Below are 26,278 nucleotides of genomic sequence, written 5' to 3'. Positions count from 1 at the left end.
AATTTTTGAACTCATTCACTAGACATTAGAAAAAAAACCTAAAAACTGCTACCTGAAACTTAGCCTTATCCGATATTCTTAAACCGAACTGAGATTATATAAGTATCTTAATTTTTTAATTAAGTTAAGGAAAATGACTACAACCTTAAACATAAATTTTAATATTCCTCTGAAAAAAATTGCTGAATTTTGTCATAAATGGGAGATTGTAGAATTTGCTGTTTTTGGTTCTGTTTTAAGAGATGATTTTAATTCAGATAGTGATATTGATTGTTTAGTTAAATTTTCTGACAATTCTGATTGGAGCTTATTTGATCGTGTAAAAATGAAAGAAGAATTAGCCCTAACTTTAAACAGAAAAGTTGATTTAGTTAATCGAAAATCTATCGAAAATAGCGAAAACTGGCTACGGAAACAAGAGATTTTAAAAACTAACAAAGTCATTTATGTCAAAGAATAAGGATAAGGCTTATTTAATAGATATAATTAACGCCTGTCGCAAAATCATAAGATATAAAAGTGGTTTAGACAAAAAAGCATTTCTCAAAAATGATCAAGTCCAATCAGCTATTCTATATCAACTTTTAATTATTGGCGAAGCAGTCAAACGTCTATCTTTTGAATTAAGAAGCATACACCAAGAAATTCCTTGGTCTTTGATTGCGGGAATGCGAGATAATTTAATTCATGAATATGAAGAGACAAACTTAGATGAAGTTTGGAAAACATCAGATGTTGATATTCCTAATTTGTTAACTCTTCAAGAAATTTGTAACTCCTAACCCCTAATACCTCTCCTCACTTTTTACTTAGATATTCCCTCTAATTTCCTCTATTACTCCATCCCGAAGCACAACTTCCATATTTAGTTTTTGTAGAAGATTATCCCCAACTTGTACTTCAAAGAAACTTTCCATTTGAGCTTGTACTACTTCCTGTCCTAATTCTAGTAACTGCACTTGTTGCATTTGTTGTAAGAATTGGTTTTTTTGCTGTAGTAATTCGTTTTTCTTTTGATTAACTTGGCTTTGGATATTTTCTATCTGCTGGTTTGCCTGTAGGCTACCTTGTTTTCTAATTTCTGCGATCGCACTTTGACCTTGTTGATCTAACTGTAGCATTTGTTGATCAATTTGGTTAATTTGAGCTTGTAATTGTTTTTGTGCCTCATCTTGCCAAGCAGGGGTAACAATAACCTTAACATTGACAGGACGCTTTAAAACTAATTTTTGTAAGTCCATTGTAGCTAAAAATTTTCCTAAAAACTATTTTGTAAACATCGAATTAATCATATCCTGATAATGGTTAGTTATTACAGGACGTTTAATTTTTAGAGTTTGAGTCATCATCCCATTGTCTATGGAAAAAGGCTCTAAAATCAACTCAAAAACGCTAATACGGTCATCAATTCGGTATCCGGGTCTGTTTTTGACCTCACGGGCTAATTCTTGCTTATAAAGGCTTAAAACCCCACTACTGTAAAGGTCGCTTTTTTCAATTTCTGCTCGACTTGCCCCCACCGAAGGTAAGTTAAGAATACGATTTTGCTCTTCTCCCCATTGCTGTAACGCTTCCAAATTAGGCACAATCAACGCCCCTAAATATTTTTGATCTTGTCCTACAACCATAATTTGGTCAATATAAGGGCTACGCACACAAGCATCCTCAAGGGGTTGAGGTTCAATATTTTCCCCGTTACTCAAAACGATAGTATCCTTCGCTCTGCCTGTAATTACTAAGTCATTGTCAGGTGTTACCCAACCTAAATCACCACTGTCAAACCATCCTTCCTCGTCAATGGCTTTTGCTGTAGCTTCAGGATTTTTATAATATCCCTGCATAACCTGAGTGCCTCGGATAAAAACTAAACCTTTTTCGCCTTGAGGCAAAGTTTCACGGGTTTCAGGGTTGACGATTTTTATTTCTGTTTCGGGGATAGGTTGCCCTGATGCACCTACGATGTTACGAGTGATGCGACGGGCGTTAGTAACAGGGGAGGTTTCCGTTAAGCCATAGCCAACAATTAAGGGAATACCTACTATTTGGAAAAAGTTATCAATATGTTTCGCTAATGAACCACCACCGCTTACCCATGTCTGTACGCAACCGCCTACACCTTCTCGGACTTTAGTATAGACTAATTTATCTCCCAGTTTATGAACGGGTGATAGTAAGGTTGAGGTAATTTTTGCCGTTAGTTTTTCTCCACCACTAGGGTTTAAATGTTCTAAATCTAAGCCTTTTTCCATGCGTTTGGCTTTGATATATTTTTCAGAGGTAGTTAGGAAGAAATTGACTAATTTTTGCTGAGTTTTACTGCCGTCACGGAATTGTTTTTGCACACCCTCATAAATAGATTCCCATAAACGAGGCACTCCAATCATGTGATGGGGTTTAATTTTCTTCAAATCTTGCTTAAAGTAGCGAATATTAGTATAAATTAGAGTTGTTCCCCTTGAGAGTAAGAAATACTCCGCCGCTCTTTCGTAGGAATGCCAACTCGGTAAAATACTTAAGATGCGATCGCCTTTTTTTGGTTGTAAAATAGTGTCGAGATGACAGACTTGGTGTAATAAATTACGATGAGATAACATTACTCCTTTCGGTTTTCCTGTCGTGCCAGAAGTATAGATTAAAGTTGCTAAAGCGTCTTTTTCAACGGGAACAAAAATAAAAGGGCGTTGAGCTCCTAATTGGAGAAATTGAGAGAAATTATAAATAGTATGGGGATAATCCCGACTAACTTCCTCATCAGAGAGTAAAACCACAAATTTTAAAGAAAAATCATCTAATTCAGGTCTTAACTTTTCAAGACTAGCCACATCTTGAATAACTAACACCGAACTGTCACTATGTTCTAAGATATATAATAGCTCCTCACGATCTGCAAGAGGCGATCGCACCGCATCAGCACAACCATTAATAATAATACCTTGATCAGCAATTAACCAACGGGGACTATTATCAGCAAAAAGGGCAATTTTTTCACCAGATTTAATATCTAAAGACTGTAAAGCTGAAGCAAATTGTTTAATAGTTTTTGCCACATCTTCATAAGTTAACCTCACTTCTGGCTCACTATGAGGGTCAGATAAAGCAATTATATCACCGCAATAGCTAGGTAATAAATCCCACATTTCCCCCAGAGAATTGAGAGAAAAATAATCTGGAGTTACATTTTGATTCATAGTCATATTTATGAGCAATTATTAAAATTAGTTTGCAATTCGTTCATGATTAATATTAATTGCTATGATGAATCAAAAAAACTGATTTGCCTATGAATTGGTTAGATTTTCTGGAAAAATGGTCTCAGGAAGCACTAGAAATACTTTCATCTCTACAAAAAGAAGAGAATATTTCCTATTTAACTGAATCTGAATTAGAGTTTTTAACCACAAAAACCCTGTTCAAACCTCCAGCAACACCATCACAAATTGAAAACTTAGAAAATCGCTTAAAGAAAAAACTACCCCCTTCATATAAGGATTTTTTGAGAACTAGCAATGGTTGGGTACAATTAGCAATGGATGCGGAAGACGGTATATTATGGTCAACGGAAGAAGTTGATTGGTTAATAAAACAAGAACCTGAATTAGTGGAAACTTGGCATAATGGCACAAATAATTATGTATCTGATGAGAAGTATTTTGTTTACGGAGAGGAGCAAGATTGCATTTATTTGAGAACAGAATATTTATGTAGTGCTTTGGCTTTAAGCCCATTAATTGACTCAGCAATATATTTATTAAATCCCCAAGTAGTTACTGATGATGGAGAATGGGAAGCATGGTTTTTCGGCAATGAGTTACCCGGTGCAAATCGTTATCCTTCTTTTGCCCAAATGATGATTGCGGAAAAGGAGAGAGTTTTATATAGCCTGAAAGATAGTTGTGATTACCGCTATTGATTTTTAAAAAGGTAAAGGGCAAATAGTTGATAATTAATAATTAATAATTAATAACTTCTAACTCTTAACTCATTATTCATTACTTGTTTCTCCCTAATACCCTAACACCCTAGCACCTGAAACCTGAAACCTCTTTCATAACTCCGAACTCCGTTCACGACAGAAAGGAGTGTACGAGCGCAGCGAACTCCCCGAACTCTTACCCGATATTCTTAAACCGAACTGAGGTTACTTATTTCCCCCAATCCCCTTCGTTGATAAACTATCTATATCTATGATTATGCTTTATGAATAACTAAAATTTATGACTAAGTTTGTCTTTATCACGGGAGGGGTTGTCTCTAGTATCGGTAAAGGTATTGTTGCCGCTAGTTTAGGGCGCTTATTAAAATCTCGTGATTATTCTGTGTCTATTGTTAAATTAGATCCTTATATTAACGTCGATCCGGGTACAATGAGTCCTTATCAACATGGTGAGGTTTTTGTGACTGATGATGGTGCAGAAACTGATTTAGATTTAGGACATTATGAGCGTTTTACTGATACTTCTAGTTCGAGATTTAATAGTGTTACCACTGGCTCAATTTATCAGGCTGTAATCAATAAGGAAAGAAGAGGAATATATCAGGGGGCAACAGTACAAGTTATACCTCATATCACCAACGAAATTAAAGATAGAATCCATCGAGTAGCAAAAAATAATAGCCCAGATGTGGTAATCACCGAAATAGGTGGTACTGTTGGTGACATCGAATCTTTACCCTTTCTTGAAGCAATTCGTCAATTTCGCAAGGATGTAGGTAGGGATAATGTGATTTATATGCACGTTACTTTAATTCCGTGGATTCCCGCCGCAGGAGAGTTAAAGACAAAACCTACTCAGCACTCGGTGAAAGAATTACGCTCATTGGGCATTCAACCTGATGTTTTAGTTTGCCGTTGTCATCGCACTATTCCTAACCATATTAAAGATAAAATTGCTGAATTTTGTGATGTCCCTAGTAAAGCGGTGATTACTTCTTCCGATGCCAGTAGCATTTATGAAGTTCCTTTGATTTTGGAAAAAGAAGGGTTAGCAGAAGAGGTATTAAAATTATTAAATCTATCTAATCGCACCCCAGATTTAGGTAAATGGGAAGTTTTAGTGGAAAAGATGCGATCGCCTCTTCATAAGTTACAAATTGCGATTGTTGGTAAATACATACAATTAAGTGATGCTTATTTATCGGTAGTAGAAGCCTTAACTCATGCGGGGATTGACTCAGAAACAGAAGTGGAATTAACTTGGGTAGATGCGGAGAATATCGAAACGCAAGGGGCGGAAAAATATCTGAGTAATGCCGATGGTATTTTAGTACCGGGTGGCTTCGGAAATCGAGGAGTTGACGGTAAAGTCAAAGCCATTCAATATGCCAGAGAAAATAAAATTCCTTTCCTCGGCTTATGTTTAGGGATGCAATGTAGCGTTATCGAGTGGGCAAGGAATGTCGCCCATTTAGAAAAAGCAAATAGTGCCGAATTTGATGAAAATACCCCTGATGCAGTAATTAATTTATTGCCTGAGCAAGAAGATGTGGTGGATTTAGGCGGTACAATGCGCTTAGGAGTTTATCCCTGCCGTTTAGTGCCAGAAACCCTTGCTCATACCCTTTATCAAGATGAAGTCATTTACGAGCGTCATCGTCATCGCTATGAATTTAACAATGCTTACCGTAATCAATTCTTAGAAACTGGTTACAAAATAAGTGGAACTTCTCCCGATGGTAGATTAGTGGAAATTATTGAATTACCAAATCATCCTTTTTTCATCGCTTCTCAATTCCATCCAGAGTTCAAATCTCGCCCCAGTCAACCTCATCCTTTATTTTTAGGATTTATCAAGGCTTGTCTCACCATTAATAATTAACCTGAATGGGGTTCGGGGTTCGGAGTTCGGAGTTAAAAGTTAGAAGTTATTAATAATTAATAATTATTTACTATTCACTATTTACCCTTGCCCTTTTCTGAAAATAATCTGCGGAGTGAGGGTTTTTATGTAATAATTCTTAAAGAACTTTTAAGATTTGCTTTGACAAATTAAATCATGAGTGAAGCAGGTAAAGAAAAAACCCTAGCCGAACAAGCACCATCGAGCTACGAGTGTCGTTCTTGTGGATATACCTATGTGCCTTCTAAAGGTGATAGTAAAACCAATATCCCTCCGGGAACTCTATTCACGGACTTACCTAGTAACTGGCGATGTCCTGTGTGTGGTGCAAGTAGAACTGTATTTGTAAATATAGGTGCAATTGACGCTCCTTCAGGATTTGCGGAAAACCTAGATTATGGCTTTGGTGTTAATCGCTTAACTCCGGGGCAGAAAAATTTACTTATTTTTAGTGCTTTAGCTTTGGGAGTTTTATTTTTCCTTAGCTTATATGGATTGAACTAGATTTTTCTCTGATTAGTCCATTAATTTTTATTGTTGGGAATACAAATGAAATTATTTTTAAATAAATTAAAACCATTTTTAGTATCTATACTAATTGGCTTTTTGTGTGTAAGTTGTGCTTTTTTGCCTTCTCTTAGTTATAATCCTTGGCAATTAATCTCTTTGGATGCAGAATCGACTTTTGCAGATATAGACTTTACTAACGACTACAATCATGGTTGGTTAGTGGGTACAAGAGCAACTTTGTTTGAAACAAAAGATGGCGGTGATAATTGGCAACAAAAAATTATCGATTTAGGGGAAGAAAAAGTTAATTTCACTGGTGTTAGCTTTTATGACAATGAAGGTTGGATTACAGGTATGCCTTCTGTACTTCTCCATACAAACAATGGAGGAGAAACTTGGGAAAGAATACCTTTGAGTGAAAAATTACCCGGCTCTCCCTATGATATTACCGCTCTTGATGACCAAACTGCCGAGATGGTAACAAATTTAGGTGCTATTTACAAAACTACCGATGGTGGTAAGACTTGGAAAGCCCTAGTAGAAGGTGCAGTCGGTGTTGCCCGTAGTATTACCCGCTCTGAAGATGGAAAATATGTTGCAGTTAGTGCCAGAGGTAATTTCTATTCTACATGGCAACCGGGAGATACTGAATGGACTCCTCATCAACGTACATCTTCTCGACGCTTACAAAATATGGGTTTTCTTGATGGGGGCGATCGCCTCTGGTTGATTGCAAGAGGAGGACAAATACAATTCAGTCAACCTAATAATTTTGAGGAATGGGAAGAAGCAATTACTCCTGAATATGCTACCAGTTGGGGCTTTTTGGATTTAACCGTGCAAAATCAAGAACAAATTTGGTTAGCAGGGGGTAGTGGAAATCTCTTATTGAGTAAAGATAATGGACAATCTTGGTTCAAAGACAGAGAAATAGAGTCAGTACCATCAAACCTCTACAAAATTGTTTTTGTGGGTGAGAATAAAGGTTTTATTTTAGGAGAGCGTGGTGTTCTGTTAAAATATAATACTCAGAGTGCTGATGTTAGTCAATCAAGTGCTACTTAAGCTCTCAATGTTGTAAATTAGTTAACAATCAAAATTTAGGAGGCAAACTTTAACTATGGCTGGAACTACTGGTGAGCGTCCGTTTTCCGATATAGTAACCAGTGTACGCTATTGGGTTATCCATAGCATCACTATTCCTATGCTGTTTATTGCTGGTTGGTTATTTGTAAGTACTGGTTTAGCTTACGACGTTTTTGGCACTCCTCGCCCTGATGAGTATTTTACCCAAACCCGTCAAGAGTTACCCATTATTAATGATCGCTATGAAGCGAAAAATCAAATCGAACAATTTAATAAATAGTTAGTGAAGATTCATTAAAAAGGTAAATAAAATGACAAGTAATAATCCTAATCAACCTGTATCTTATCCTATTTTCACCGTAAGATGGTTAGCTGTACACACTTTAGCTGTGCCTAGTGTCTTCTTTATCGGTGCAATTACTGCAATGCAATTTATTCAACGATAGGAGTTTATTAATGGACAGAAATCAAAATCCAAACAGACAGCCAGTCGAATTAAACCGTACATCCCTTTATTTAGGGCTTTTACTTATTGCCGTACTTGGCGTGTTATTCTCTAGTTATTTCTTCAACTAAAAATTAATCAAAATTTAGGAGGTTTAGTCATGGGAGATGCAAGAATTCCCTTATGGATTGTGGGTACAGTTGCTGGTATGGGTGTTTTAGCTGTAGTAGCACTTTTCTTTTATGGTGCTTATGCAGGGCTAGGTTCTTCTTTATAATCTAATTTTAATTAAAATTAATTAGTTAGTTAATTTTCCAAATTAATCAATTTAGGGTAATTTTTTACTCAATAAGAATACATCTAAAAACTGCTCTGGATTAAATTCTAGGGTGGTTTTTACATTTTATATGGTAATGAGCGAGGAAAATAAGGGCTTAGGGTGTTGGGGAATTGGGGAGAAGTTCATTCTTACAATTGTTAATTAATTGCTTTTCTTTACCCTTTGCCTACTTTTAGTGACATCACTTTTTCATCAACTCCCAATTAATCATTTATCAGTCAATGCAGTTAGAACAATATTCTCTTAATTATGTGGTAAAAAGTTTTTTAATCAATTTAATTAAAGCCATTGATATTAATAATCTTCATTCTCAATTATCATTGTCTAATTTATCTCTTCAATTAAGCACAGATACTGATAGTTTTGTGTATAAAACTCCTATTTTTGAACAGTTGAAAATCAATTCTCCACAATTAAGAAGTTTATTGACTCAAAAATTGTTGATTTTGTTTGAAGAAAATTATAGTTATGGAGATTTTAAATTAAAAATTAATTCTTCCCATTGGTTAGAAATATCAGTGTGCGATCCCGAAGGTATCTACTGCACAGCACGCCTCTTAAATCAATGGTTAAATAATTTGAGTATAGTAACAAAAATCAATATAATAAAGCAGAAAAATAAGGTTGATAAAACAGAAAAAAAACCTAAATTTATTTACTATTATACTCATGCTCGTTGCTGTTCAATTTTAACATCTGCCCATAAACAAAATCTAATTCAACTCAATAATTTAGACTTTAAAATAAATAATTGGTATTGGCAAAAAACACAAGATATAAATTTCAATTCTCTTAATTTTTATAAAGGTTATGAATCTAAATTAATTAGAGAATTAGTAATTATTATTGATAAAATAGAAGCTAATAAAATAAATTATTTAACATCTTTAGAAAACTTAACTAACAAAATTTTAGATGTAGAAAAACATTGCCGAATTTGGGGAAAAGTATTAAAAAATAATAAAGATATTTCCTTAGCAAGACTTGCTTTAATTATGATAGCTTTAAAATATTATCAAACACTTATTCACGCCCAATTTTGTTTAGAATTGCCCTCAGAATTATAGAAATAAGTAATAAGTTAACCTCAGTTCGGTTTAAGAATATCGGATAAGAGTAGGTGTCAGGTGGCAGGTATTAGATGTCAGAGTTCGGAGAGTTCGCACCGAAGGCTCTTGTACTCCCTTCGGTCGTGAACGGGGCTTTTAATTTTTAATTCTTCGTTCTTAATTATCAACTATTTATCTTTGCCCTTTTGAAATCTATTCACTATTTTGTAACAATGTTTCAATTAAAATCTTGGCAAATATTCATTCTTGCTTTTCCCGTCATTGTAATTATTAGCTTTTTTTTCCTTGCCACAGGGTTACAAATTCACCAATGGGGCATTAACTGGATATGGGGAGTGTTTATCTTAATTTTTGTTTTGTGGCGTTGGTTGTTGGGAAAATGGACGAAAACATCCCATTCTGATTTTGATAACGTTATCGTACAGGCACAGGAGGAATTAAACAATACTTCTTCAGCTAAATTTTTCCCTCCTGATAATCAAGAAGTTATTACACGATTAGAAGAGGTATCCCAAGAAATTATCAAAAAAACGAGAAATGATGAGCCGATTTGGGTTGATCCTTCTTTATTTTTCCAAAGATGTCAGGAATTAGTAGAAGCGATCGCACAAATTTACCATCCAGAGGTAGAATATCCCCTTTTAAATATTTATATCCCTCAAGCCTACGGATTAATTCGCAACACCGTTGATGACGTGGATAAATGGATGAGTCAGCTATCTCCTGCATTGAACAAAATTACCGTTGCTCAAGGGTATCAAGCCTATCAAATATATAGACGTTTAGAACCTTCAGCTAGAAAAATATTACAGTTGTGGAATTGGGCGCAATGGTTAATTAACCCCATAACGGCGGCAACAAAATTAGCAAGTGAGCCTCTTAGCAATCAAGCAAATCAAGAGTTATTAGTTAATCTCAATCAGGCAGTCAGAGAAGTGGCTCTTAAAAATTTAGCCCGTCAATCCGCTTTATTATATGGAGGCGATAATTTACCTTTTACTAATTCATCCAATGGTAAGGATATTTTACCCCCTGCTAAAACCAAAACTTTACAAGCAATTTTATCTCAGGCACAACAACCTGAAACCATTGAGAGCAAACCTGTTAATATTTTATTAGTAGGTAGAACAGGAGCAGGAAAAAGCAGTTTAATCAATACCTTATTCAATGCCCACACTGCAGAAGTGGATATTTTGCCTAGCACCACAGAAATAAAAGCCTATCAATGGGAAGCCAACGGGGATACCCTCAATCTCCTTGACACCCCCGGTTATGAGCAAGTAAATCGCCCCGAATATCGTCAACAGGTGTTAGATTATGCCCATAGTGCCGACATTATTTTACTTTTAAATCCTGCCCTTGACCCTTCTTTGGAAATGGATCGAGATTTTTTGGTTAATTTACCCCAAGATTTACAGCAAATCCCAATTATTTCTATCATGACTCAAGTCGATCGCCTCCGTCCAGTGCGAGAATGGCAACCTCCTTATAATTGGCAAACGGGAGATAAAACTAAAGAAATTTCCATTCGGGAAGCATGGCAATATCGTCAAGAAAGTATTGGGCAATTCAGTGAAAAAATTATTCCCCTAGTAACTGCTAACTATGGAGAAAATCCACGACTACCTTGGAATGATGATATTTTAGCTTTAACTATTTTAGATGCGATCGCACCTGCAAAACAAGTAAGATTGGCAAGATTTTTCCGTAACCTAGAAGTAAAAAGTATTACCGCCGCCAAAATAATTGACAAATATACCTTTCAAATGGCAACCAGTCAAGGGTTAACAGCCCTACTGAAAAGTCCTGTATTGCAATTTATTTCTACTCTTAGCACAGGCTCACCTCGTCTAGCCTACTTATTAGCAGAAAAAATACCCATAGAACAATTACCTGTAGTGATTGGCAAATTACAACTAGCCTATGAGTTATTCAATTTACTAAACGATAATAACAGGCAAAATAAGCAATTTGATTTACTATCTTTGTGGACTTTAATCATTGATATGAAAGGTTTGCCTGAAGATGATGCTTGGGCTTTTGGTCATGCTTTAGTTGAATTTTGGACAAAAAATCTTAACTTTCAAACATTAGAAGAAAGATATAATTTTTACTATCAACAAATCTCCCTTAAATAACCTGAATTAACTTCAGTTCGCTTTAAGAATATTGGGTAAGTGTCAGATTGTTGGGGGATTGGGGAGAAACAATGAGTTAGAAGTTATTAATTATCAACTATTTACCTTTACCTTTGCCTTTTGCTTCTTACCCTTTGCCTACCCTAACCAATAATTTACGTGAGGAGAAGTAATAGAGCCATTTATTTCACAAACCATTGATGAGGAATTGTAAACAATCCTTGTAGGATATGTTCCTGTTTGACAATAATTGTCGCAATATATTCAGCTGAGTCATAAACATGAATACCACGTTCACACATCAGAAAGATTGAAAGAGAATACTTTCCTTTTAATAGGGGCAAATTCGGATAAGTTAATCTTATATTTCCTTTTCCTTCAGGGGTACTCTCAAGTACCACATCATCAACCCAGCTACAGCTACTTGTTATCACTCTTCCATCGGCAGTATAAATCGCCACAGCAATTGTTGGAGTTGGTAATTGTGGATCAAATTGAAAAGATGTCCGTATTTCTAGTGTACTAAAATTATTTATAGCTGTGAAGCGATTGCCTATAATACCATCACAAAAAACTTTAATATCGGTTAATTTAGCGTGTCCTTGTACTATACTTTTATTGATAGATGTTGGCGAATCTGTCGTAGTTTGTGATTGTTGATTCATCCAAGTTTCATATTCTGTAATTACTGATGAAGTAACCCCTTGTACCTGTACTTTGCCTCGATGAAGCCATATTGCTTCTTCACATAAAGCCTCTACCTGAAATAATGAATGAGAGCAAAAAATCAAGGTTACTCCTTCTTCTTTCAATTGAAAAATGCGATCGAAAGATTTACGAGCAAATGAACCATCTCCAACGGCAATAGCCTCGTCAATGACTAAAATATCAGGACGAATACTGGTTGCGATCGCAAAAGCTAAACGGACATACATACCACTAGAGTATGTTCGAACGGGTTGATCAATAAAAGAACCAATATCTGCAAAAGCGATAATATCTTCAAGTCTTGCAAAAGTTTCCTCCCGAGAAAGACCCAACAAAGCCGCATTGAGAAAGATGTTTTCTCTTCCAGTAAATCTTGAGCTAAAACCTGCCCCCAGTTCCAAAAGAGGTGCAATACGACCATTTATTTTTATCCTTCCCTTCGTTGGCGTGAGTATGCCACAAATAAGTTGTAAAAGAGTAGATTTTCCCGCTCCGTTTTGCCCGATAATGCCGATTGACTGACCAGAATATATATCTAAATCTAATTGACAAAGTGCATTAAAAGATTCTACTTTGTGAGGGCGAGGCCATAACAAATGAGAAATAAGAGCAAAAGGTGACTTATAAATTTCATAGGTCTTACTTACACCACGAGCACAAATAAGTCTTCGTTTAGACAACATCAGCAAATCCTCTTCGTAAACGATAATGGAGTAAAGCTCCTAACAAAGCAATTCCCATACAAGCGATTAACTCAACTCCCCACATTTCCCAACTAGGCCACATCCGAGAAAAAATTACCAGACGACTTTGCTCAATAATTAAAGTCAAAGGGTTTAAATATATAATTTTCTGAAATCTGATAGGAAGAGCTGAAACAGGATAAAAAATAGGGCTTAAAAATTGTAGCAGAGGAATAATCAGAGCAACGATGTGTCTTAAATCCCGAAAATAGACCCCAATAGCAGAACAACTCCAAGTGATACCTAATATTAACGGTATTAAAGGTAGCCAAATAACGGGAAGTACAAACCAAGTAAAGGTAAAGGTTGTAACACCAGATAGCAAACAAATTAAAAGTAAGAGCGTCATTAAGATAACACTAGAAAAAGCACTCGATATAAGCAATGCCCAAGCAAGAATTTCTGTTGGGAAACGAACTTTTTTCACTAAATTAGGTTGATCTAAAATTAACATTGGTGCTTGTACAATACATTCAGAAAACAATGAGAAGACAGCTAATCCAGTTAACATGAATAATGCAAAATTTAGGCCATTCCCATCATTTGCAGTCCAACGTAATCTTAAACCATACTGAAATACAACTACATATACCAATAATTGAAATAATGGGGTTATTAAACTCCAAGCAAAGCCTAATACCGAACCACGATACCTTATCTGTATCTGCCTAGATATAAAAAGTTGTAATAGCCATCTTTCACGCCATGGTATTAAATAAGAACGATAAAAACTAATTTTGATATTCATCTGATTTGTTATTATCCAATTTCTCGCTAAATCTCCTCAAAAAATTGACCTAGTATTTATTTTTCTTTGAAGTATCTAGTGTGTTATGACATCTAGGAGGACTAGCAAGATAATAACTAATTTTTAGGCTTAAATTAGGGGAATAACATGGATCATTAAGTAAAAGATTTCCCCAACGTTGGTTAAGTAATTCACTTTCTTGCAGAAATCTTTTAATCTTATCGACAGTCTTATCTGTCCCACGAGATGCAGATTGATGATGATACATTTCCGCAAATGGTGTCCATATGTTGCGATAACCAGCCTTACGTACCCTAAGACAAAAATCTATATCATTAAATCCCACAGGCAAAGATTCATCGAGACCATTTACTTCTTCAAAAACCTTTTTACGCACTACTTGACAAGCACCTGTGACGGCACTAAGCTCTTGCTGTATAGAAGCTCTCCCCATGTATCCCACCGCATCTCGTGACAAACCAACAAAAGCATGACCCGCTCTTCCGTGTAAACCTAAACCCAATATTACACCCCCATGTTGTAGCTTGTTATTTGGATACCATAATTTAGCACCAACAACTCCAACGTCTGATTGTTGAGCAAAAAACACCATCTCTTCAAGCCAATCAGGAGAGATAATTTCTATATCATTATTGAGAAGGCATATGAGTGTACCATTAGCTTCTTTGACGGCAAGATTATTTAAACGAGAATAGTTGAATGCTCTTTCGTCTCGAATAATGCGAATTCCTTTTTTTTGTATTTTTTCGAAGAAATTAAGTGTTTCAGTTTCTATACTGCCATTATCAACAATTATTATCTCGTAATTAGAATAAGTTGTTAGAGACCAGATTGAATCAATACAAGGTTTTAGTAAGTCAACTCTATCTCGAGTTGGAATTATGATAGAAACTAAAGGGTGAGGCTTTGAAAACTCCGGTTTGAGACGATGTGCACCGATAATTTTTGGGTGAGCATCTAATTTACCCGGTATATCATTCCTTTTTAGATAATCTGAGACACTTTTTAGGGCAGAGTTAAAAGCGTAAGGTTTAGCGAGAGGATCGGAAGATGTGCTATTAGGTGTTTTTCGCCAATGATATAACACAAAAGGAATATGAATAATATGCTCCCTTGGTAGGCGTTCAATACATCTCAATGCCAGATCATAATCCTGAGAACCCTCAAATCCTTGCCGAAAGCCTCCTATTTCAGTTAGTAAACTAAGACGATAACAAGACAGATGGGCAACAAGATTATGAGCTAACATGATTTCATGATTAAAATCACACTTGAAATATGGATTACAGCGCCTTCCTGTGAATGATAATTTATCATGATCCGTATAAATTAAACCTACTTGGGGATTTTTTATGATAGAGTCTGCCAAAAACCAAAGAGCTAATGGATGTAACATATCGTCATGATCCATTAGTGCCACAAATTCCCCTTTTGCTAAATCTAATGCTGAGTTACTTGCCGCAGAAATGTGACCATTAGTTGTGCGAAATACAACGTTGATACGTGAGTCAACTTCTTCATAATGACGCAATATATCTTTTACCCCAGAATCTTCTGAAGAGGCATCGTCAGCAATACATAATTGCCAGTAGGGATAAACTTGTTGTCTAATACTTTCAATTGCTTCTTTTAGGTGGACATTATTGGTATTATAAACAGGCATAATTATCGAAATAAGAGGGGTTTGATTCCATGAATTAATCTTATTTTTGTAATATGGATAATCTTTTGCTTTAATCTCATATTTATCAAGCCATATGTCGTACCATTTCTGAGGCATATCTCCATAATCAAATAACCAAATAAAAAACCCTTTCCAACCGTATAAATCAACTATTGAAGGCATTTGAGACAGGAGTTGCGGATTGTGAAAAACTTTTCTCAAATATTTTAAGATTTTACCCAAAGGTACTGAAAACAGATACAAATACCATGTTATTCTTCTAATTATGCTTATACTATTCTTCTTCAATATGTTTCCTCCGCAGAGTTTCTCCGTTTGTTAATACTAATGGTTTTCTTGAGCTGGATTACTTATGTTCCAATAACTAAAATTACACAAGTTATTATTTAGATTATTTAGTTGGAGCAAAAATATTACTTACCTGTAAAATATCACAAAGTAGTTTACCATACAGCTACATCATTTTTCTAGGTTATTATTTTTGTTTAGAAAAGAATGTCATCAGCAATTTTTCAACACTCATAATTAAAGTGGTTCTCTTACTTTGGATATGATAAATTATCCCTGAAAAAAGGGATCAGGTTTTAGGTTAAATTAAAATTGTTTATTTATAAGAATTACATTTTTGAGTTGAGCAAACCCTTGTTAGTTAAAGTTTATATTAATTATTTTATAAAATTTTGTCATACTCACACTCTGAAGAGTCATTCAAATTCTCAAATTCTGATCATGATGTTTTCTCTAATTCTTGGTTATTAACGGCTTGACTTATATAACACAATAGTTCTCATAAAATTTAGTTTACCTGTAGTGAATCAATCAGAAAATTTTGTTTTTAAGTATAAATTCTCTTAAGCAAAAATTGGTACAATGTTGATTACAAATAACAAATCATCAGGAGAATGAGTAGGATTAACCCTGAAAAGTTTGACTGGGAGAGGATAGAAAAAGCCTTACAAGTAGAGTCGGAATATGGCTATAAAAATATTCAAGGAAAACAGTATCGCTTCAGTGAATTTCTTTGTTTAACTTTTGGTGAAATTCCACCCGTCACAAATCTTCTGATAGCTTTTCGTTGGCAAGAAACCGCTAAAAAATTTGCTCGTTATTCTCATCTTACTACCGTTGAAAGGGAAGATTTAATTAGTCAAACCCTTAATTTGATTGGGGAGGTGAAAGAGATGATTGTTAATAAACCTTATTATCATCCTGTAGCACAAGAAATAAAACCTCTGGCAGTGGCTGAAGTAAAGCCTCCTTCTTCTAGTACCTCTGCTCCTCCTGTTACTCTTAAATTAGATGATCCTGTTACTTTACTCAAGGCTATTTCTGTTAGACAAGGGGAGTTGTTGAAAAAGTTGCAAATAGCTACTATTCGAGATCTGCTTTTCTATTATCCCAGAGATCATATTGATTATGGTCGCCAAGTAAATATTAAGGATTTGGTAGCAGGGGAAACCGTTACCATTGTGGGAAAAATCAAAAAATGTGACTGTTTCAGTAGTCCTAAAAATAAGAAGTTAACTATCTTTAGTCTTATTATTATCGATCGCACTGGAGAAGTCAAAATCAGTCGGTTTTTTGCAGGACATTTTTATAGTAATCGGGGATGGCAAGAAAAAATGAAGCGACAATTTCCCCGTAATGCTATCGTGGCGGCTTCGGGTTTGGTGAAACAGAATAAGTATGGTATCACTTTAGAGAATCCTGAGTTTGAGGTGCTAGACTCTCAGGGAGGAAATATTAATTCCCTCAAAATAGGTCGTTTACTGCCCATTTATCCCCTTACTGATGGTATTCCCGCCGATGTAATTCGCAATGGGGTGATGGAAGCGATGGTGGCTTTACCACAAATTAATGATCCTCTTCCCCCTATTCTTAAGCAACAATATGGTTTAATGGAATTGCAAGAGGCGATCGCACGGATTCATTACCCTGAAGATCAAGATCAATTATCCCATGCAAGGCGCAGATTAATCTTTGATGAATTTTTCTATCTGCAACTAGGATTTTTACAGCGAAGACAGGAACAAAAACAGAGCCGTCTAGCGGTGTCATTTACCCCTAATGGTAGGCTAATTGAGGAATTTAACAAAATTTTGCCTTTCAGCCTCACCAACGCTCAACAAAGAGTCATAGAAGAAATAATCCAAGACCTCCAGTCCCCTTCTCCCATGAATCGTTTAGTACAAGGAGATGTAGGGGCAGGTAAAACCATCGTTGCTGTATTTGCCATCTTAACTGCCTTACAATCAGGGTATCAAGGGGCATTAATGGCGCCTACAGAAGTATTAGCAGAACAACATTACCGTAAAATAGTAAGTTGGTTTAATATGCTTCATTTGCCTGTAGAATTGCTCACAGGTTCAACGAAAACCGCTAAACGTCGGGAAATCCATGCCCAACTCGAAAGCGGTGAATTACCCCTTTTAATCGGCACTCACGCCCTGATCCAAGATCCTGTACAATTCTGTAATCTGGGTTTAGTTGTCATCGATGAACAACATCGCTTCGGGGTGCAACAACGGGCAAAATTACTATCCAAAGGGCGATCGCCCCACGTTTTAAGTATGACCGCAACACCGATTCCCCGTACTCTTGCCTTAACCCTTCATGGTGACTTAGATGTGAGTCAAATTGATGAGTTACCCCCCGGCAGACAACCCATTCAAACAACGGTTTTAACAGGGAAACAACGCCCCCAAGCCTACGAATTAATTAAGCGAGAAGTGGCTCAAGGAAGACAGGCTTATGTGATTTTCCCTTTAATTGAAGAATCAGAAAAATTAGATGTCAAAGCTGCGATCGCAGAATATGAAAAGTTTAGCGAAAAAATCTTCCCTAATTTCAATGTTGGCTTATTACACGGAAGAATGTCATCAGCAGACAAAGATAAGGCTTTAAACGCCTTCAGAGATAACCATACCCAAATTATTGTTTCCACAACGGTGATAGAAGTGGGAGTAGATGTACCTAACGCTACGGTCATGTTAATCGAAAATGCGGAACGTTTTGGCTTATCCCAATTACATCAGTTAAGAGGGAGAGTGGGTAGAGGTAGTCATAAATCTTTCTGTTTGCTAGTTACAAGCAGTAAAACCCCTGATAGTATTCAACGCTTAAATGTCCTCGAACAATCTCAAGATGGTTTCTTTATATCCGAAATGGATTTAAGATTAAGAGGACCAGGTGAAGTATTAGGTAGTCGTCAATCGGGTTTGCCAGATTTTGCTCTCGCCAGTTTAGTGGAAGATCAAGAGGTGTTAGTATTGGCAAGGGAAGCGGCGGAAAAAATTTTGTTGCAGGATAAATATATGCAATGGGAGAATAGTCTTAAAGATGAGTTAGAAAGACGTTATCAAAAATTAATCGGCAGTGAAATTTTGACATAGGAATTAATAAAGGGCAAAGTTAAAAAGGCAATGGGCAAAGTTAAAAGGGCAAAGTTAAAAGGGCAAAGGGCAAGGGGCAAAGGGTAAATAGTTGATAATGAATAATCTCTAACTCCGAACTCCGAACTCCGAACTCCGAACCCCGAACTCCTAACTCATCTCCACTGCTCCTAGTAACTGCCAAGACAGAAATTAGTTACCTATTAGTTCTAACTCTTTCACATTTTGTTACAATAACGTATGATCAGTTTATAGTCTAATATCAACTGCTAAATGTCCATCATCAGAAATTTAGTGTCCAGAAAATGCTAAATTTTTAAAATCGATGTTGTTGGACGTGAATAGAAATCGACTCAACTATCAACCATTAGGATCAGATATATAAAGAAGTTTGCTGATTCTTCAATTTCTCTAACCATTTTATAGAAACACTTATTATGAAAAAAGACCTAAGTAAATATAGAAATATAGGCATTTTTGCCCACGTTGATGCGGGTAAAACTACAACCACAGAGAGAATTCTTAAGTTAACTGGTAAAATCCATAAATTAGGGGAAGTACACGAAGGAGCTGCTACCACAGACTTCATGGAACAGGAACAAGAAAGAGGGATTACAATTCAGTCCGCCGCTACATCTTGTTTTTGGAAAGATCACCAATTCAATATTATTGACACTCCTGGACACGTTGACTTTACCATCGAAGTATATCGCTCTTTAAAAGTACTTGATGGTGGTATCGGAGTATTTTGTGGTTCTGGTGGGGTTGAACCTCAGTCCGAAACAAACTGGCGTTATGCGAACGAATCTAAGGTTGCTCGTATTATTTATGTGAATAAATTAGATCGTACTGGGGCTAATTTTTACAATGTGGTTAAGCAGGTAGAAGACATTTTAGCCGCTAAACCTTTGGTTATGGTATTACCCATCGGTATTGAAACTGAATTTAAAGGGGTTGTGGATTTATTAACCCGTAAAGCATGGATTTGGGATGACTCTGGAGATCCAGAAAAATACGTCATTGAGGATGTTCCTGAAGATATGAAAGAAGACGTGGAGATGTACCGTGAACAGTTGATCGAAACTGCGGTAGAGCAAGACGACAGTTTAATGGAAAAATATCTTGAAGGTGAGGAAATTTCCATTGATGAAATTAAAAGTTGCATCCGTAAGGGTACAATGAATCTTTCTTTCTTCCCTACCTATTGTGGTTCTTCTTTCAAAAACAAAGGGGTTCAATTAGTATTGGATGCTGTGGTTGACTATTTACCCGCTCCTAATGAAGTTCCTCCTCAACCCATTGTTGACTTAGAAGGTAATGAAACTGGTGAGTTTGCTAAAGTTGATCCTGATGAATCTTTAAAAGCCTTAGCTTTCAAGATTATGGACGATCGCTATGGTGCTTTAACTTTCACCCGTATTTATTCTGGGGTGTTAGAAAAAGGTATGACGGTCCTAAATACTGCTACTGGTAAAACCGAGCGTATTGGTCGTTTGGTGGAAATGCACGCTAATAACCGTGAAGAAATCGATCGAGCCCAAGCAGGGGACATTGTGGCCATCATCGGGATGAAAAATGTGCAAACTGGTCACACTTTATGTGATCCTGATAATCCTGCAACTCTTGAACCAATGGTATTCCCTGATCCTGTGATTTCTATTGCCATTAAGCCGAAACAAAAAGGTGGTAACGAAAAAATGGGTCTTGCTCTTTCCAAAATGGTACAAGAAGATCCTTCTTTCTACGTTGAAACGGATCAAGAAAGCGGTGAAACCATTATCAAAGGGATGGGTGAATTACACCTTGATATTAAAGTCGATATTCTCAAACGTACTCACGGCGTAGAAGTAGAAGTTGGTAAGCCCCAAGTTGCTTATCGTGAATCTATTACCAAAGTTATCAACGATTCTTATACTCATAAGAAACAGTCTGGTGGTGCAGGTCAATTCGCTCGTATTGATTACACCATCGAACCAGGTGAACCCGGTAGTGGCTTCCAGTTTGAGTCTAAAGTAACTGGTGGTAATGTTCCTCGTGAATACTGGCCTGCGGTTAACAAAGGTTTTGAGTCTAGTATTGATAAAGGTGTCCTCGCTGGTTTCCCCTGTGTGGATTTGAAAGTTACCTTAACTGATGGTGCTTTCCACCCCGTTGACTCAAGTGCGATCGCATACGAAATTGCCGCCAGAGCAGGTTATCGTCAATCTTTACCCAAAGCAGGTCCTCAGTTACTAGAACCCATTATGAATGTGGATGTATTTACTCCTGAAGATCATGTGGGGGATGTTATTGGTGATCTTAACCGTCGTCGTGGTATGATTAAAAACCAAAACACTACTCCTATGGGTGTCAGAATCAAAGCTGAAGCTCCTTTAAGCGAAATGTTTGGTTATATCGGTGACTTAAGAACTATGACTTCTGGCCGTGGTCAATTCTCCATGGAATTTTCTCACTATTCACCTTGTCCTAGAAATGTTGCTGATGAGGTAATTAAAGAAGTTAAGGAAAGAGAATTAGCCGCAGCTAAGTAAGATTCGGGGTTCGGAGTTCGGGGTTCGGAGTTATGTTAGTCATGAGCAGGTGTCAAGTGAATGAAGAATTTATTTTCTCCCTATTCCCCACTCCCTACTCCCCTACTTTGAAAACCGCCCGACTCCCCACTCCCTTAGTTTGAAAACCTCCCCAGTGTATAAATGACAAAAATTGCCTATTTAGATTTAGAATTTAAGGACAAACAAGACGGGGATAATCGATATAAACAACCTACTGAATTGGCTTATGCGTGGTTTAGCAATAAAAAATATTTGAATTTTAAAACTTTTCATTTTGACTATAATCAAGACATAAAATTAGTTTTATCAGAGTTAAAGAAAGTTATTATAGACGCTACAAAAAAATATAATTTCGATACTTTGATATTTTGGGATTATCGTCAGGATTTGAAAATATTGGAACAGGCGGGAATTGACCTTAAAGTTTTTCAGATTGAGGATTTACAAAAAAATATTGCAGAAATAGTCAATAATAATCGCTTATCTCTAGTTTATGCAGATAAATTATTTAACCTTAGTGATGAGTTGATTAAAGAAACTAATTATTTAAAAAAGGAAAATCGTTTACCGTTAAAACTTCATACGGCGGTGGGGGATGCCACTCGTATTGCAATTATTCATCGGGAATTTTATAAGCAGAAGGAAAAGTACATTCATTTAATTCAAGAGTATTTTAGTCATAGTGAGTCAGAAAATAATCCTACTGAAAAACATCCTAAAAAAGAAGAATCTAAAAAAAGTATTTTACAAAATGTTCCTCTTAATTTAGAACAAATAAAAAGAATTAAAGAGGGTATTTTATTATTATTAAGTTTAGATAAATTAACGGAGGAAGAAAAACAATTAGAAGAAGATTTTATCAAGAAAAATAAAAACTATCGCTTGGTGAAAAAGCTAGAAGAAAATAACTATGATTTAGCTAATTTTGCTACTGAATTACTAAAAATTAATCGTTTTTTAAATCTTAACTTTAATATATCTTTAAAGGATTTGTATGAAATGGATTTAAGTCAATTGGTCAATAAATAAAATAATATTTAACGTTTTTTATAAAATTTTCAAAAAAAATGGATGAAAAAAATAAAGAATATAAGATAAAAGTTGCAGGAGAAATTATTAAACCGGGGCAAGTTAAGCAAATCGAAATTCCTGTGGCAAGATTGCCTACTCAAACTTTAATTTGTCTGCCTGTAACTGTGATTAATGGTTTAGAAAAAGGGGCGAGATTATGGGTTAATGCGGCAATTCATGGGGATGAAATTAATGGAGTAGAAATTATCCGTCAAGTAGCAAATCATGTCAATCCTCGGCTTTTAAAGGGTACTTTGATTACTGTACCCATTGTCAATGTATTTGGTTTTATCGAACAATCTCGCTATTTACCCGATCGCCGTGACTTAAATCGTTGCTTTCCGGGTTCTGAAACTGGCTCTTTAGCCTCTCGATTGGCGAATATTTTTATGAGGGAAGTGGTGGGCAAATGTACTCACGGGATTGATATTCATACGGCGGCGATTCATCGTATTAATTTACCGCAAATTAGGGGAAATTTAGATGATCCTGAGACAATGCGTATTGCTAAGGCTTTTAATAGTCCGATTATGATTCATGCTACAACCCGTGACGGTTCATTGCGACAGGCGGCAAGTTCTGAGGGTATTCCTACGTTACTTTATGAGGGGGGAGAGGCTTTAAGATTTGACCAAGATGCGATCGCAGTTGGGGTAAGAGGTATTTTTCGGGTGATGAAAACTTTAGGGATGTATGATAATCCTGTGGAAAATGGAAAAGATGAAGTGTCAGTGAGGGTTAACCAATCAAAATGGTTACGGGCATCTCAAAGTGGAATTTTTCAGTTGAGAACAAAATTAGGAGCGAGGGTAGAAAAAAAACAGTTGGTGGGTACGATTACGGATGCTTTTGGCAATAAAACCATTGCGGTGAAAAGTAATATTGAAGGTATTGTCATTTCTCATGTGCAAAATCCATTGGTCAATCAGGGAGATGCTTTAATTCATATTGCTATGACTCCCATTAACCCGAGTTAGGGGTTCAGAGTTATGAAAAAGGTATCAGGTATCAGGTATCAGGTGGCAGATGTTTTTGTTTTTTCTTATTTACCATTGCCCTTTAATCCTCACAACCCCAAATCATCTGTGTAGTGTAACTAAAACCTTAACTCCGTATTCTTGTTCAAAAATGGGCTTTTTATAGTCTAAATTCCATAATTCTAAAGCACAGTCGTCTCCAACAATGGTAGGATGTAAATGGAGATGTAACTGCTTATATTCTTCATCATATCTACATTCCAAGTCTTTAATCGCCCCTATTTGTCTTCGATCAAGTGCGATCGCAAGTCTTAATATCGCACTCAGTTGCTTAACCATTTTACGATGATTATCCGATAAAGAAGCATAACTTTCATGTTTACGTTTTGGCTTACTCTTACGATGATAACGGGCAATTTGAGCAATTAATTCAATTTCAATTTCACTAAAACCTAATAATTCAGCATTGCGAATCAAGTAATAAGAATGTTTATGATGGGCAGAATGGGATATGTATAAACCGCAATTATGCAAAATAGTGGCACTCCAGAGATATTCTCTTTCTAAGTCTCCCCAAGAATGCAGTTGACCTTTCATACTATCAAAAATATTTAAAGCAAAATCAGCTATTCTTTCAGCGTGGGGTAAGTCCACTTGATATTTATGGGCAATTTTATAAATGTTACGGGGGCGCACTTCCCCTTGATAAGCAAGACGATTTTCAATATATCCATGTTGCAACATCCAGTCAACTATAACGCCCTCTCTCAATGCTCTCTCACATACAGTCAATGAATCCACTTCCAACATTCTCATCGCCTCCACTAAAATAGTTGCACCTGCAATAATAATTTCCGCCCGACGCTCAGACATCCCTGTGATGGATACTCTTTCGTTGTAATCCATTTTGGTTAATTTAACGAGGATTTCTTCTATATCTTTTAAAGGCATTTTATAGCCATTCAAGGTTATGGGTTCAACACTATTGCCATCAAGGGCATGAATCATGGCGAGGGTTTCCGCAGTGCCAGATGTACCCACTAACATGACTTTTTCCCCTGTATGAAGAGCATTTCTAAATTCTTCCACAGGACGTTCTAACATCCCTTGAATATAAGCACTAAGTCGAATAAAATCTTTACTATTAATGGGGTCACTTTGAATAAAATCTTGAGTTAAACGTACAGCACCTACTTTTGTACTACTCAAAAATCTTGCTTCTTGGGCATCTCCTAAGATGATTTCTGTTGAACCACCACCAATATCGATTACAGCATGGACTTTTCCGCCAAAATCCATCCCAGACAACACTCCTAAATAAATTCTTCTTGCTTCTTCTTGCCCAGAAATTAAATCAACAGTAATCCCTAACTCATTTTCAACTCTTTGTAAAAATTCTCGTCCGTTGGGGGCTTCTCTTGTGGCACTGGTGGCAACTGCTATCAACTGATTAACTTTTAAACTCTTGGCTAAGTCGTTACAACGTTTTAAGGCTTCTAATGCTCTATTCATAGCACTATCAGTTAAATTTCCCGTATCCAAATCGCGATCGCCCAATCTTACGGTATCCTTTTCTTTAGCGATGATAGAAAAAGAAGGTATCTGAGCATTAATATGTACTACTACCATATGAATAGAATTAGTACCAATATCGATCGCACCTAAGATACAATCTTGTAAGGCTTTTTTCTGGACACTTTGATAAGATAACTGATTAGTATAAGTCATGACTTTGAGATGAGAGAGAGTCGATCGTCCGATTACAATTAATTCCTGATTATCTTATTGTTCATGATCCGTTATTTATTGTCAATTAAATAATGAAAGAGACTTATTTTTTTATCGCTTTAGGTGCAATTTTAGGGGCATTAAGTAGATATTATTTAACTTTATTCTGTCTCAATAAGTGGGGTAATAAATATAGTTATGGAACACTATTTGCTAATTTATCAGGATCTTTTTTAATAGGTTTTATTTCCACTATTATTTTTTACAAAATTATTTCTTTAGAATTACAACAATTTATTTTAATCGGCTTCCTTGGAGCATATACAACGTTTTCTTCTTATATTCTTGATACTTCAAATTTATATCGAGAAAAGAGATTTATAGATGCAATTTTCTATTGGATAGGGACACCTCTTATCGGTTTTATTTGTATCGAATTAGGTATTATATCAGCCAGAATTTATTATAGTTTAGGAGGTTAATGAGCAGGGTTATTTCAAAGTAAATCGGAAAATGTTGGGGTAGTAGGAAATTCGGGAAAAAATAATTATTAATCGATTGTGTAACGAAGCATCTTCGCTATTTTGTAGGCTCTGTAAATTGCTCATTACTAATTATAAATTAACCTTTTTTTAGTTATTTCAACTAATTTATTATTCCTAGAATTATGTAAAAAATCTAACTTCTCGACTTAATAGATAAAGTAATTTGAGCCAATTTAATGCCTATTTCAAGACAAAATAATCCTATAATTGGACTACCAACCCAATATAGCAAATCTCGATATATATTATTTAAGTTGACTGCGGTATTTAATTCATAGGTAGAAAAAGTTGTATAAGTTCCTAAAAATCCCGTTATTAATAGTAAAACTAATTCGGGATGTAAAGGATATTTTCTCGCCAGAATAGTAGATAAAAAACCCATAAGAAAACAGCCACTAATGTTTATCAAAAAAATGTCAATAGGGAATTTAGTTTCAAAATTTTGAAGTAACCACAAGCCTATATAATATCTACATAAAACTCCTGCGATCGCACCTAGAGAAATAATTATAGGAATGCGTATTTGTGGATTTTTAACCATATTATAATGACGATAAAGTTTTGTGAAAAGAAATTAATAAAAAATATAACACTTCATTTAACTGATATTAAATAGCTTTTATTGCATTAAAACCATAATATATAATCAAGCTGATTCTAAACAGATAAAAAACGCTAAAATT

At 35.8% G+C, this 26,278-nt stretch carries 24 protein-coding genes; 17 read left to right on the top strand and 7 right to left on the bottom strand.

The features are described 5' to 3' along the window. The first annotated feature begins 133 nt into the window (after window positions 1-133). The gene (locus tag Dongsha4_RS18040; protein ID WP_330203657.1) at window positions 134-460 is read left to right on the top strand and encodes a nucleotidyltransferase family protein; all 327 of its coding nucleotides are present in this window, start codon (window positions 134-136) and stop codon (window positions 458-460) included. After that, the gene (locus tag Dongsha4_RS18035) at window positions 447-782 is read left to right on the top strand and encodes a DUF86 domain-containing protein (protein ID WP_330203656.1); all 336 of its coding nucleotides are present in this window, start codon (window positions 447-449) and stop codon (window positions 780-782) included. Before Dongsha4_RS18040 ends, Dongsha4_RS18035 begins: the two co-directional genes overlap by 14 nt. 27 nt (window positions 783-809) lie before the next feature. Here Dongsha4_RS18035 and Dongsha4_RS18030 read toward each other — a convergent pair whose 3' ends face one another. Both Dongsha4_RS18030 and Dongsha4_RS18025 read right to left on the bottom strand, forming a co-directional pair. Beyond that, window positions 810-1,241, bottom strand: coding sequence for a YlqD family protein (locus Dongsha4_RS18030; RefSeq protein WP_330203655.1), 432 nt, complete (start codon window positions 1,239-1,241; stop codon window positions 810-812). A gap of 24 nt (window positions 1,242-1,265) precedes the next feature. Next, window positions 1,266-3,194 carry a long-chain fatty acid--CoA ligase gene (locus Dongsha4_RS18025; protein WP_330203654.1) on the bottom strand — a complete coding sequence of 643 codons (1,929 nt, stop codon included), beginning with the start codon at window positions 3,192-3,194 and terminating at the stop codon, window positions 1,266-1,268. 86 nt (window positions 3,195-3,280) lie between these two features. Between Dongsha4_RS18025 and Dongsha4_RS18020 the strand changes: the two genes are divergently transcribed. The 10 genes from Dongsha4_RS18020 to Dongsha4_RS17975 all read left to right on the top strand — a co-directional run bounded on the left by Dongsha4_RS18020 (window position 3,281) and on the right by Dongsha4_RS17975 (window position 11,426). After that, on the top strand, window positions 3,281-3,910 hold the full coding sequence (locus Dongsha4_RS18020) for an SMI1/KNR4 family protein (protein ID WP_330203653.1): 630 nt from the start codon (window positions 3,281-3,283) through the stop codon (window positions 3,908-3,910). A 304-nt stretch (window positions 3,911-4,214) separates the two neighbouring features. Further along, entirely contained in the window at window positions 4,215-5,816 is a 1,602-nt protein-coding gene (locus tag Dongsha4_RS18015; RefSeq protein ID WP_330203652.1) for a CTP synthase, read from the top strand. A 177-nt stretch (window positions 5,817-5,993) separates the two neighbouring features. Beyond that, window positions 5,994-6,341 (top strand): rubredoxin, encoded by a 348-nt coding sequence (locus Dongsha4_RS18010; RefSeq protein WP_330203651.1) that lies wholly within the window; start codon window positions 5,994-5,996, stop codon window positions 6,339-6,341. A gap of 45 nt (window positions 6,342-6,386) precedes the next feature. Next, on the top strand, window positions 6,387-7,412 hold the full coding sequence (locus Dongsha4_RS18005) for a photosynthesis system II assembly factor Ycf48 (RefSeq protein ID WP_330203650.1): 1,026 nt from the start codon (window positions 6,387-6,389) through the stop codon (window positions 7,410-7,412). Between the two features lie 55 nt (window positions 7,413-7,467). Continuing rightward, window positions 7,468-7,713 carry a cytochrome b559 subunit alpha gene (gene psbE / locus Dongsha4_RS18000; RefSeq protein WP_015218557.1) on the top strand — a complete coding sequence of 82 codons (246 nt, stop codon included), beginning with the start codon at window positions 7,468-7,470 and terminating at the stop codon, window positions 7,711-7,713. A 31-nt stretch (window positions 7,714-7,744) separates the two neighbouring features. Then, the gene (gene psbF / locus Dongsha4_RS17995; RefSeq protein WP_015218558.1) at window positions 7,745-7,879 is read left to right on the top strand and encodes a cytochrome b559 subunit beta; all 135 of its coding nucleotides are present in this window, start codon (window positions 7,745-7,747) and stop codon (window positions 7,877-7,879) included. 10 nt (window positions 7,880-7,889) lie between these two features. Further along, entirely contained in the window at window positions 7,890-8,009 is a 120-nt protein-coding gene (locus Dongsha4_RS17990; RefSeq protein WP_169245740.1) for a photosystem II reaction center protein L, read from the top strand. A 29-nt stretch (window positions 8,010-8,038) separates the two neighbouring features. Further along, on the top strand, window positions 8,039-8,155 hold the full coding sequence (locus Dongsha4_RS17985) for a photosystem II reaction center protein J (RefSeq protein ID WP_015218560.1): 117 nt from the start codon (window positions 8,039-8,041) through the stop codon (window positions 8,153-8,155). Between the two features lie 284 nt (window positions 8,156-8,439). Further along, window positions 8,440-9,285 carry a hypothetical protein gene (locus Dongsha4_RS17980; RefSeq protein WP_330203649.1) on the top strand — a complete coding sequence of 282 codons (846 nt, stop codon included), beginning with the start codon at window positions 8,440-8,442 and terminating at the stop codon, window positions 9,283-9,285. A 215-nt stretch (window positions 9,286-9,500) separates the two neighbouring features. After that, window positions 9,501-11,426, top strand: a complete 1,926-nt coding sequence (locus Dongsha4_RS17975; protein WP_330203648.1) for a GTPase — start codon at window positions 9,501-9,503, stop codon at window positions 11,424-11,426. Between the two features lie 182 nt (window positions 11,427-11,608). On the opposite strand, the gene Dongsha4_RS17970 is transcribed toward Dongsha4_RS17975, so the two are convergent. The 3 genes from Dongsha4_RS17970 to Dongsha4_RS17960 are packed head-to-tail and all read right to left on the bottom strand — an operon-like array spanning window position 11,609 to window position 15,492. Continuing rightward, window positions 11,609-12,817 carry an ABC transporter ATP-binding protein gene (locus Dongsha4_RS17970; RefSeq protein ID WP_330203647.1) on the bottom strand — a complete coding sequence of 403 codons (1,209 nt, stop codon included), beginning with the start codon at window positions 12,815-12,817 and terminating at the stop codon, window positions 11,609-11,611. Continuing rightward, window positions 12,807-13,625 carry an ABC transporter permease gene (locus Dongsha4_RS17965; protein ID WP_330203646.1) on the bottom strand — a complete coding sequence of 273 codons (819 nt, stop codon included), beginning with the start codon at window positions 13,623-13,625 and terminating at the stop codon, window positions 12,807-12,809. The genes Dongsha4_RS17970 and Dongsha4_RS17965 overlap by 11 nt, the downstream gene beginning before the upstream one ends. 49 nt (window positions 13,626-13,674) lie before the next feature. Continuing rightward, the gene (locus tag Dongsha4_RS17960) at window positions 13,675-15,492 is read right to left on the bottom strand and encodes a glycosyltransferase family 2 protein (RefSeq protein WP_330203645.1); all 1,818 of its coding nucleotides are present in this window, start codon (window positions 15,490-15,492) and stop codon (window positions 13,675-13,677) included. Window positions 15,493-16,232: 740 nt separating this feature from the next. Between Dongsha4_RS17960 and recG the strand changes: the two genes are divergently transcribed. The 4 genes from recG to Dongsha4_RS17940 all read left to right on the top strand — a co-directional run bounded on the left by recG (window position 16,233) and on the right by Dongsha4_RS17940 (window position 23,322). After that, on the top strand, window positions 16,233-18,722 hold the full coding sequence (gene recG, locus Dongsha4_RS17955; protein WP_330203644.1) for an ATP-dependent DNA helicase RecG: 2,490 nt from the start codon (window positions 16,233-16,235) through the stop codon (window positions 18,720-18,722). Between the two features lie 437 nt (window positions 18,723-19,159). Then, on the top strand, window positions 19,160-21,253 hold the full coding sequence (gene fusA / locus Dongsha4_RS17950; RefSeq protein WP_330203643.1) for an elongation factor G: 2,094 nt from the start codon (window positions 19,160-19,162) through the stop codon (window positions 21,251-21,253). 162 nt (window positions 21,254-21,415) lie between these two features. Beyond that, window positions 21,416-22,303, top strand: coding sequence for a hypothetical protein (locus Dongsha4_RS17945; RefSeq protein ID WP_330203642.1), 888 nt, complete (start codon window positions 21,416-21,418; stop codon window positions 22,301-22,303). Window positions 22,304-22,341: 38 nt separating this feature from the next. Beyond that, the gene (locus tag Dongsha4_RS17940) at window positions 22,342-23,322 is read left to right on the top strand and encodes a succinylglutamate desuccinylase/aspartoacylase family protein (RefSeq protein WP_330203641.1); all 981 of its coding nucleotides are present in this window, start codon (window positions 22,342-22,344) and stop codon (window positions 23,320-23,322) included. A gap of 102 nt (window positions 23,323-23,424) precedes the next feature. Here the strand turns inward: Dongsha4_RS17940 and Dongsha4_RS17935 are convergent, their stop codons facing one another. Beyond that, the gene (locus Dongsha4_RS17935) at window positions 23,425-25,050 is read right to left on the bottom strand and encodes a Ppx/GppA phosphatase family protein (protein ID WP_330203640.1); all 1,626 of its coding nucleotides are present in this window, start codon (window positions 25,048-25,050) and stop codon (window positions 23,425-23,427) included. A gap of 92 nt (window positions 25,051-25,142) precedes the next feature. On the opposite strand from Dongsha4_RS17935, the gene crcB (Dongsha4_RS17930) reads away from it, so the two are divergent. Beyond that, window positions 25,143-25,532, top strand: coding sequence for a fluoride efflux transporter CrcB (gene crcB, locus Dongsha4_RS17930; protein ID WP_330203639.1), 390 nt, complete (start codon window positions 25,143-25,145; stop codon window positions 25,530-25,532). Between the two features lie 196 nt (window positions 25,533-25,728). Here the strand turns inward: crcB (Dongsha4_RS17930) and crcB (Dongsha4_RS17925) are convergent, their stop codons facing one another. Continuing rightward, a complete protein-coding gene (gene crcB, locus Dongsha4_RS17925) occupies window positions 25,729-26,136 on the bottom strand; it encodes a fluoride efflux transporter CrcB (RefSeq protein ID WP_330203638.1) in 408 nt (135 codons plus the stop codon). Window positions 26,137-26,278: the final 142 nt, after the last annotated feature.

Source organism: Cyanobacterium sp. Dongsha4 (assembly GCF_036345015.1).
Taxonomy (GTDB): domain Bacteria; phylum Cyanobacteriota; class Cyanobacteriia; order Cyanobacteriales; family Cyanobacteriaceae; genus PCC-10605.
The sequence above is the reverse complement of the archived record's forward strand: the minus strand, read 5'-3'. Positions and strand labels throughout refer to the sequence as shown.

Bases quoted from the DNA above. Each gene is read 5' to 3' on its own strand.
- crcB (WP_330203638.1), bottom strand. From the start codon at position 26,136: ATGGTTAAAAATCCACAAATACGCATTCCTATAATTATTTCTCTAGGT.
- Dongsha4_RS18015 (WP_330203652.1), top strand. From the start codon at position 4,215: ATGACTAAGTTTGTCTTTATCACGGGAGGGGTTGTCTCTAGTATCGGT.
- recG (WP_330203644.1), top strand. From the start codon at position 16,233: ATGAGTAGGATTAACCCTGAAAAGTTTGACTGGGAGAGGATAGAAAAA.
- Dongsha4_RS18040 (WP_330203657.1), top strand. From the start codon at position 134: ATGACTACAACCTTAAACATAAATTTTAATATTCCTCTGAAAAAAATT.
- Dongsha4_RS18005 (WP_330203650.1), top strand. From the start codon at position 6,387: ATGAAATTATTTTTAAATAAATTAAAACCATTTTTAGTATCTATACTA.
- Dongsha4_RS18020 (WP_330203653.1), top strand. From the start codon at position 3,281: ATGAATTGGTTAGATTTTCTGGAAAAATGGTCTCAGGAAGCACTAGAA.
- Dongsha4_RS17965 (WP_330203646.1), bottom strand. From the start codon at position 13,625: ATGAATATCAAAATTAGTTTTTATCGTTCTTATTTAATACCATGGCGT.
- Dongsha4_RS17985 (WP_015218560.1), top strand. From the start codon at position 8,039: ATGGGAGATGCAAGAATTCCCTTATGGATTGTGGGTACAGTTGCTGGT.
- Dongsha4_RS18035 (WP_330203656.1), top strand. From the start codon at position 447: ATGTCAAAGAATAAGGATAAGGCTTATTTAATAGATATAATTAACGCC.
- fusA (WP_330203643.1), top strand. From the start codon at position 19,160: ATGAAAAAAGACCTAAGTAAATATAGAAATATAGGCATTTTTGCCCAC.
- Dongsha4_RS17940 (WP_330203641.1), top strand. From the start codon at position 22,342: ATGGATGAAAAAAATAAAGAATATAAGATAAAAGTTGCAGGAGAAATT.
- Dongsha4_RS17975 (WP_330203648.1), top strand. From the start codon at position 9,501: ATGTTTCAATTAAAATCTTGGCAAATATTCATTCTTGCTTTTCCCGTC.
- Dongsha4_RS18025 (WP_330203654.1), bottom strand. From the start codon at position 3,194: ATGACTATGAATCAAAATGTAACTCCAGATTATTTTTCTCTCAATTCT.
- Dongsha4_RS17945 (WP_330203642.1), top strand. From the start codon at position 21,416: ATGACAAAAATTGCCTATTTAGATTTAGAATTTAAGGACAAACAAGAC.
- Dongsha4_RS17935 (WP_330203640.1), bottom strand. From the start codon at position 25,050: ATGACTTATACTAATCAGTTATCTTATCAAAGTGTCCAGAAAAAAGCC.
- psbF (WP_015218558.1), top strand. From the start codon at position 7,745: ATGACAAGTAATAATCCTAATCAACCTGTATCTTATCCTATTTTCACC.
- Dongsha4_RS17960 (WP_330203645.1), bottom strand. From the start codon at position 15,492: ATGCCTTCAATAGTTGATTTATACGGTTGGAAAGGGTTTTTTATTTGG.
- Dongsha4_RS17990 (WP_169245740.1), top strand. From the start codon at position 7,890: ATGGACAGAAATCAAAATCCAAACAGACAGCCAGTCGAATTAAACCGT.
- Dongsha4_RS17970 (WP_330203647.1), bottom strand. From the start codon at position 12,817: ATGTTGTCTAAACGAAGACTTATTTGTGCTCGTGGTGTAAGTAAGACC.
- Dongsha4_RS17980 (WP_330203649.1), top strand. From the start codon at position 8,440: ATGCAGTTAGAACAATATTCTCTTAATTATGTGGTAAAAAGTTTTTTA.
- psbE (WP_015218557.1), top strand. From the start codon at position 7,468: ATGGCTGGAACTACTGGTGAGCGTCCGTTTTCCGATATAGTAACCAGT.
- Dongsha4_RS18010 (WP_330203651.1), top strand. From the start codon at position 5,994: ATGAGTGAAGCAGGTAAAGAAAAAACCCTAGCCGAACAAGCACCATCG.
- crcB (WP_330203639.1), top strand. From the start codon at position 25,143: ATGAAAGAGACTTATTTTTTTATCGCTTTAGGTGCAATTTTAGGGGCA.
- Dongsha4_RS18030 (WP_330203655.1), bottom strand. From the start codon at position 1,241: ATGGACTTACAAAAATTAGTTTTAAAGCGTCCTGTCAATGTTAAGGTT.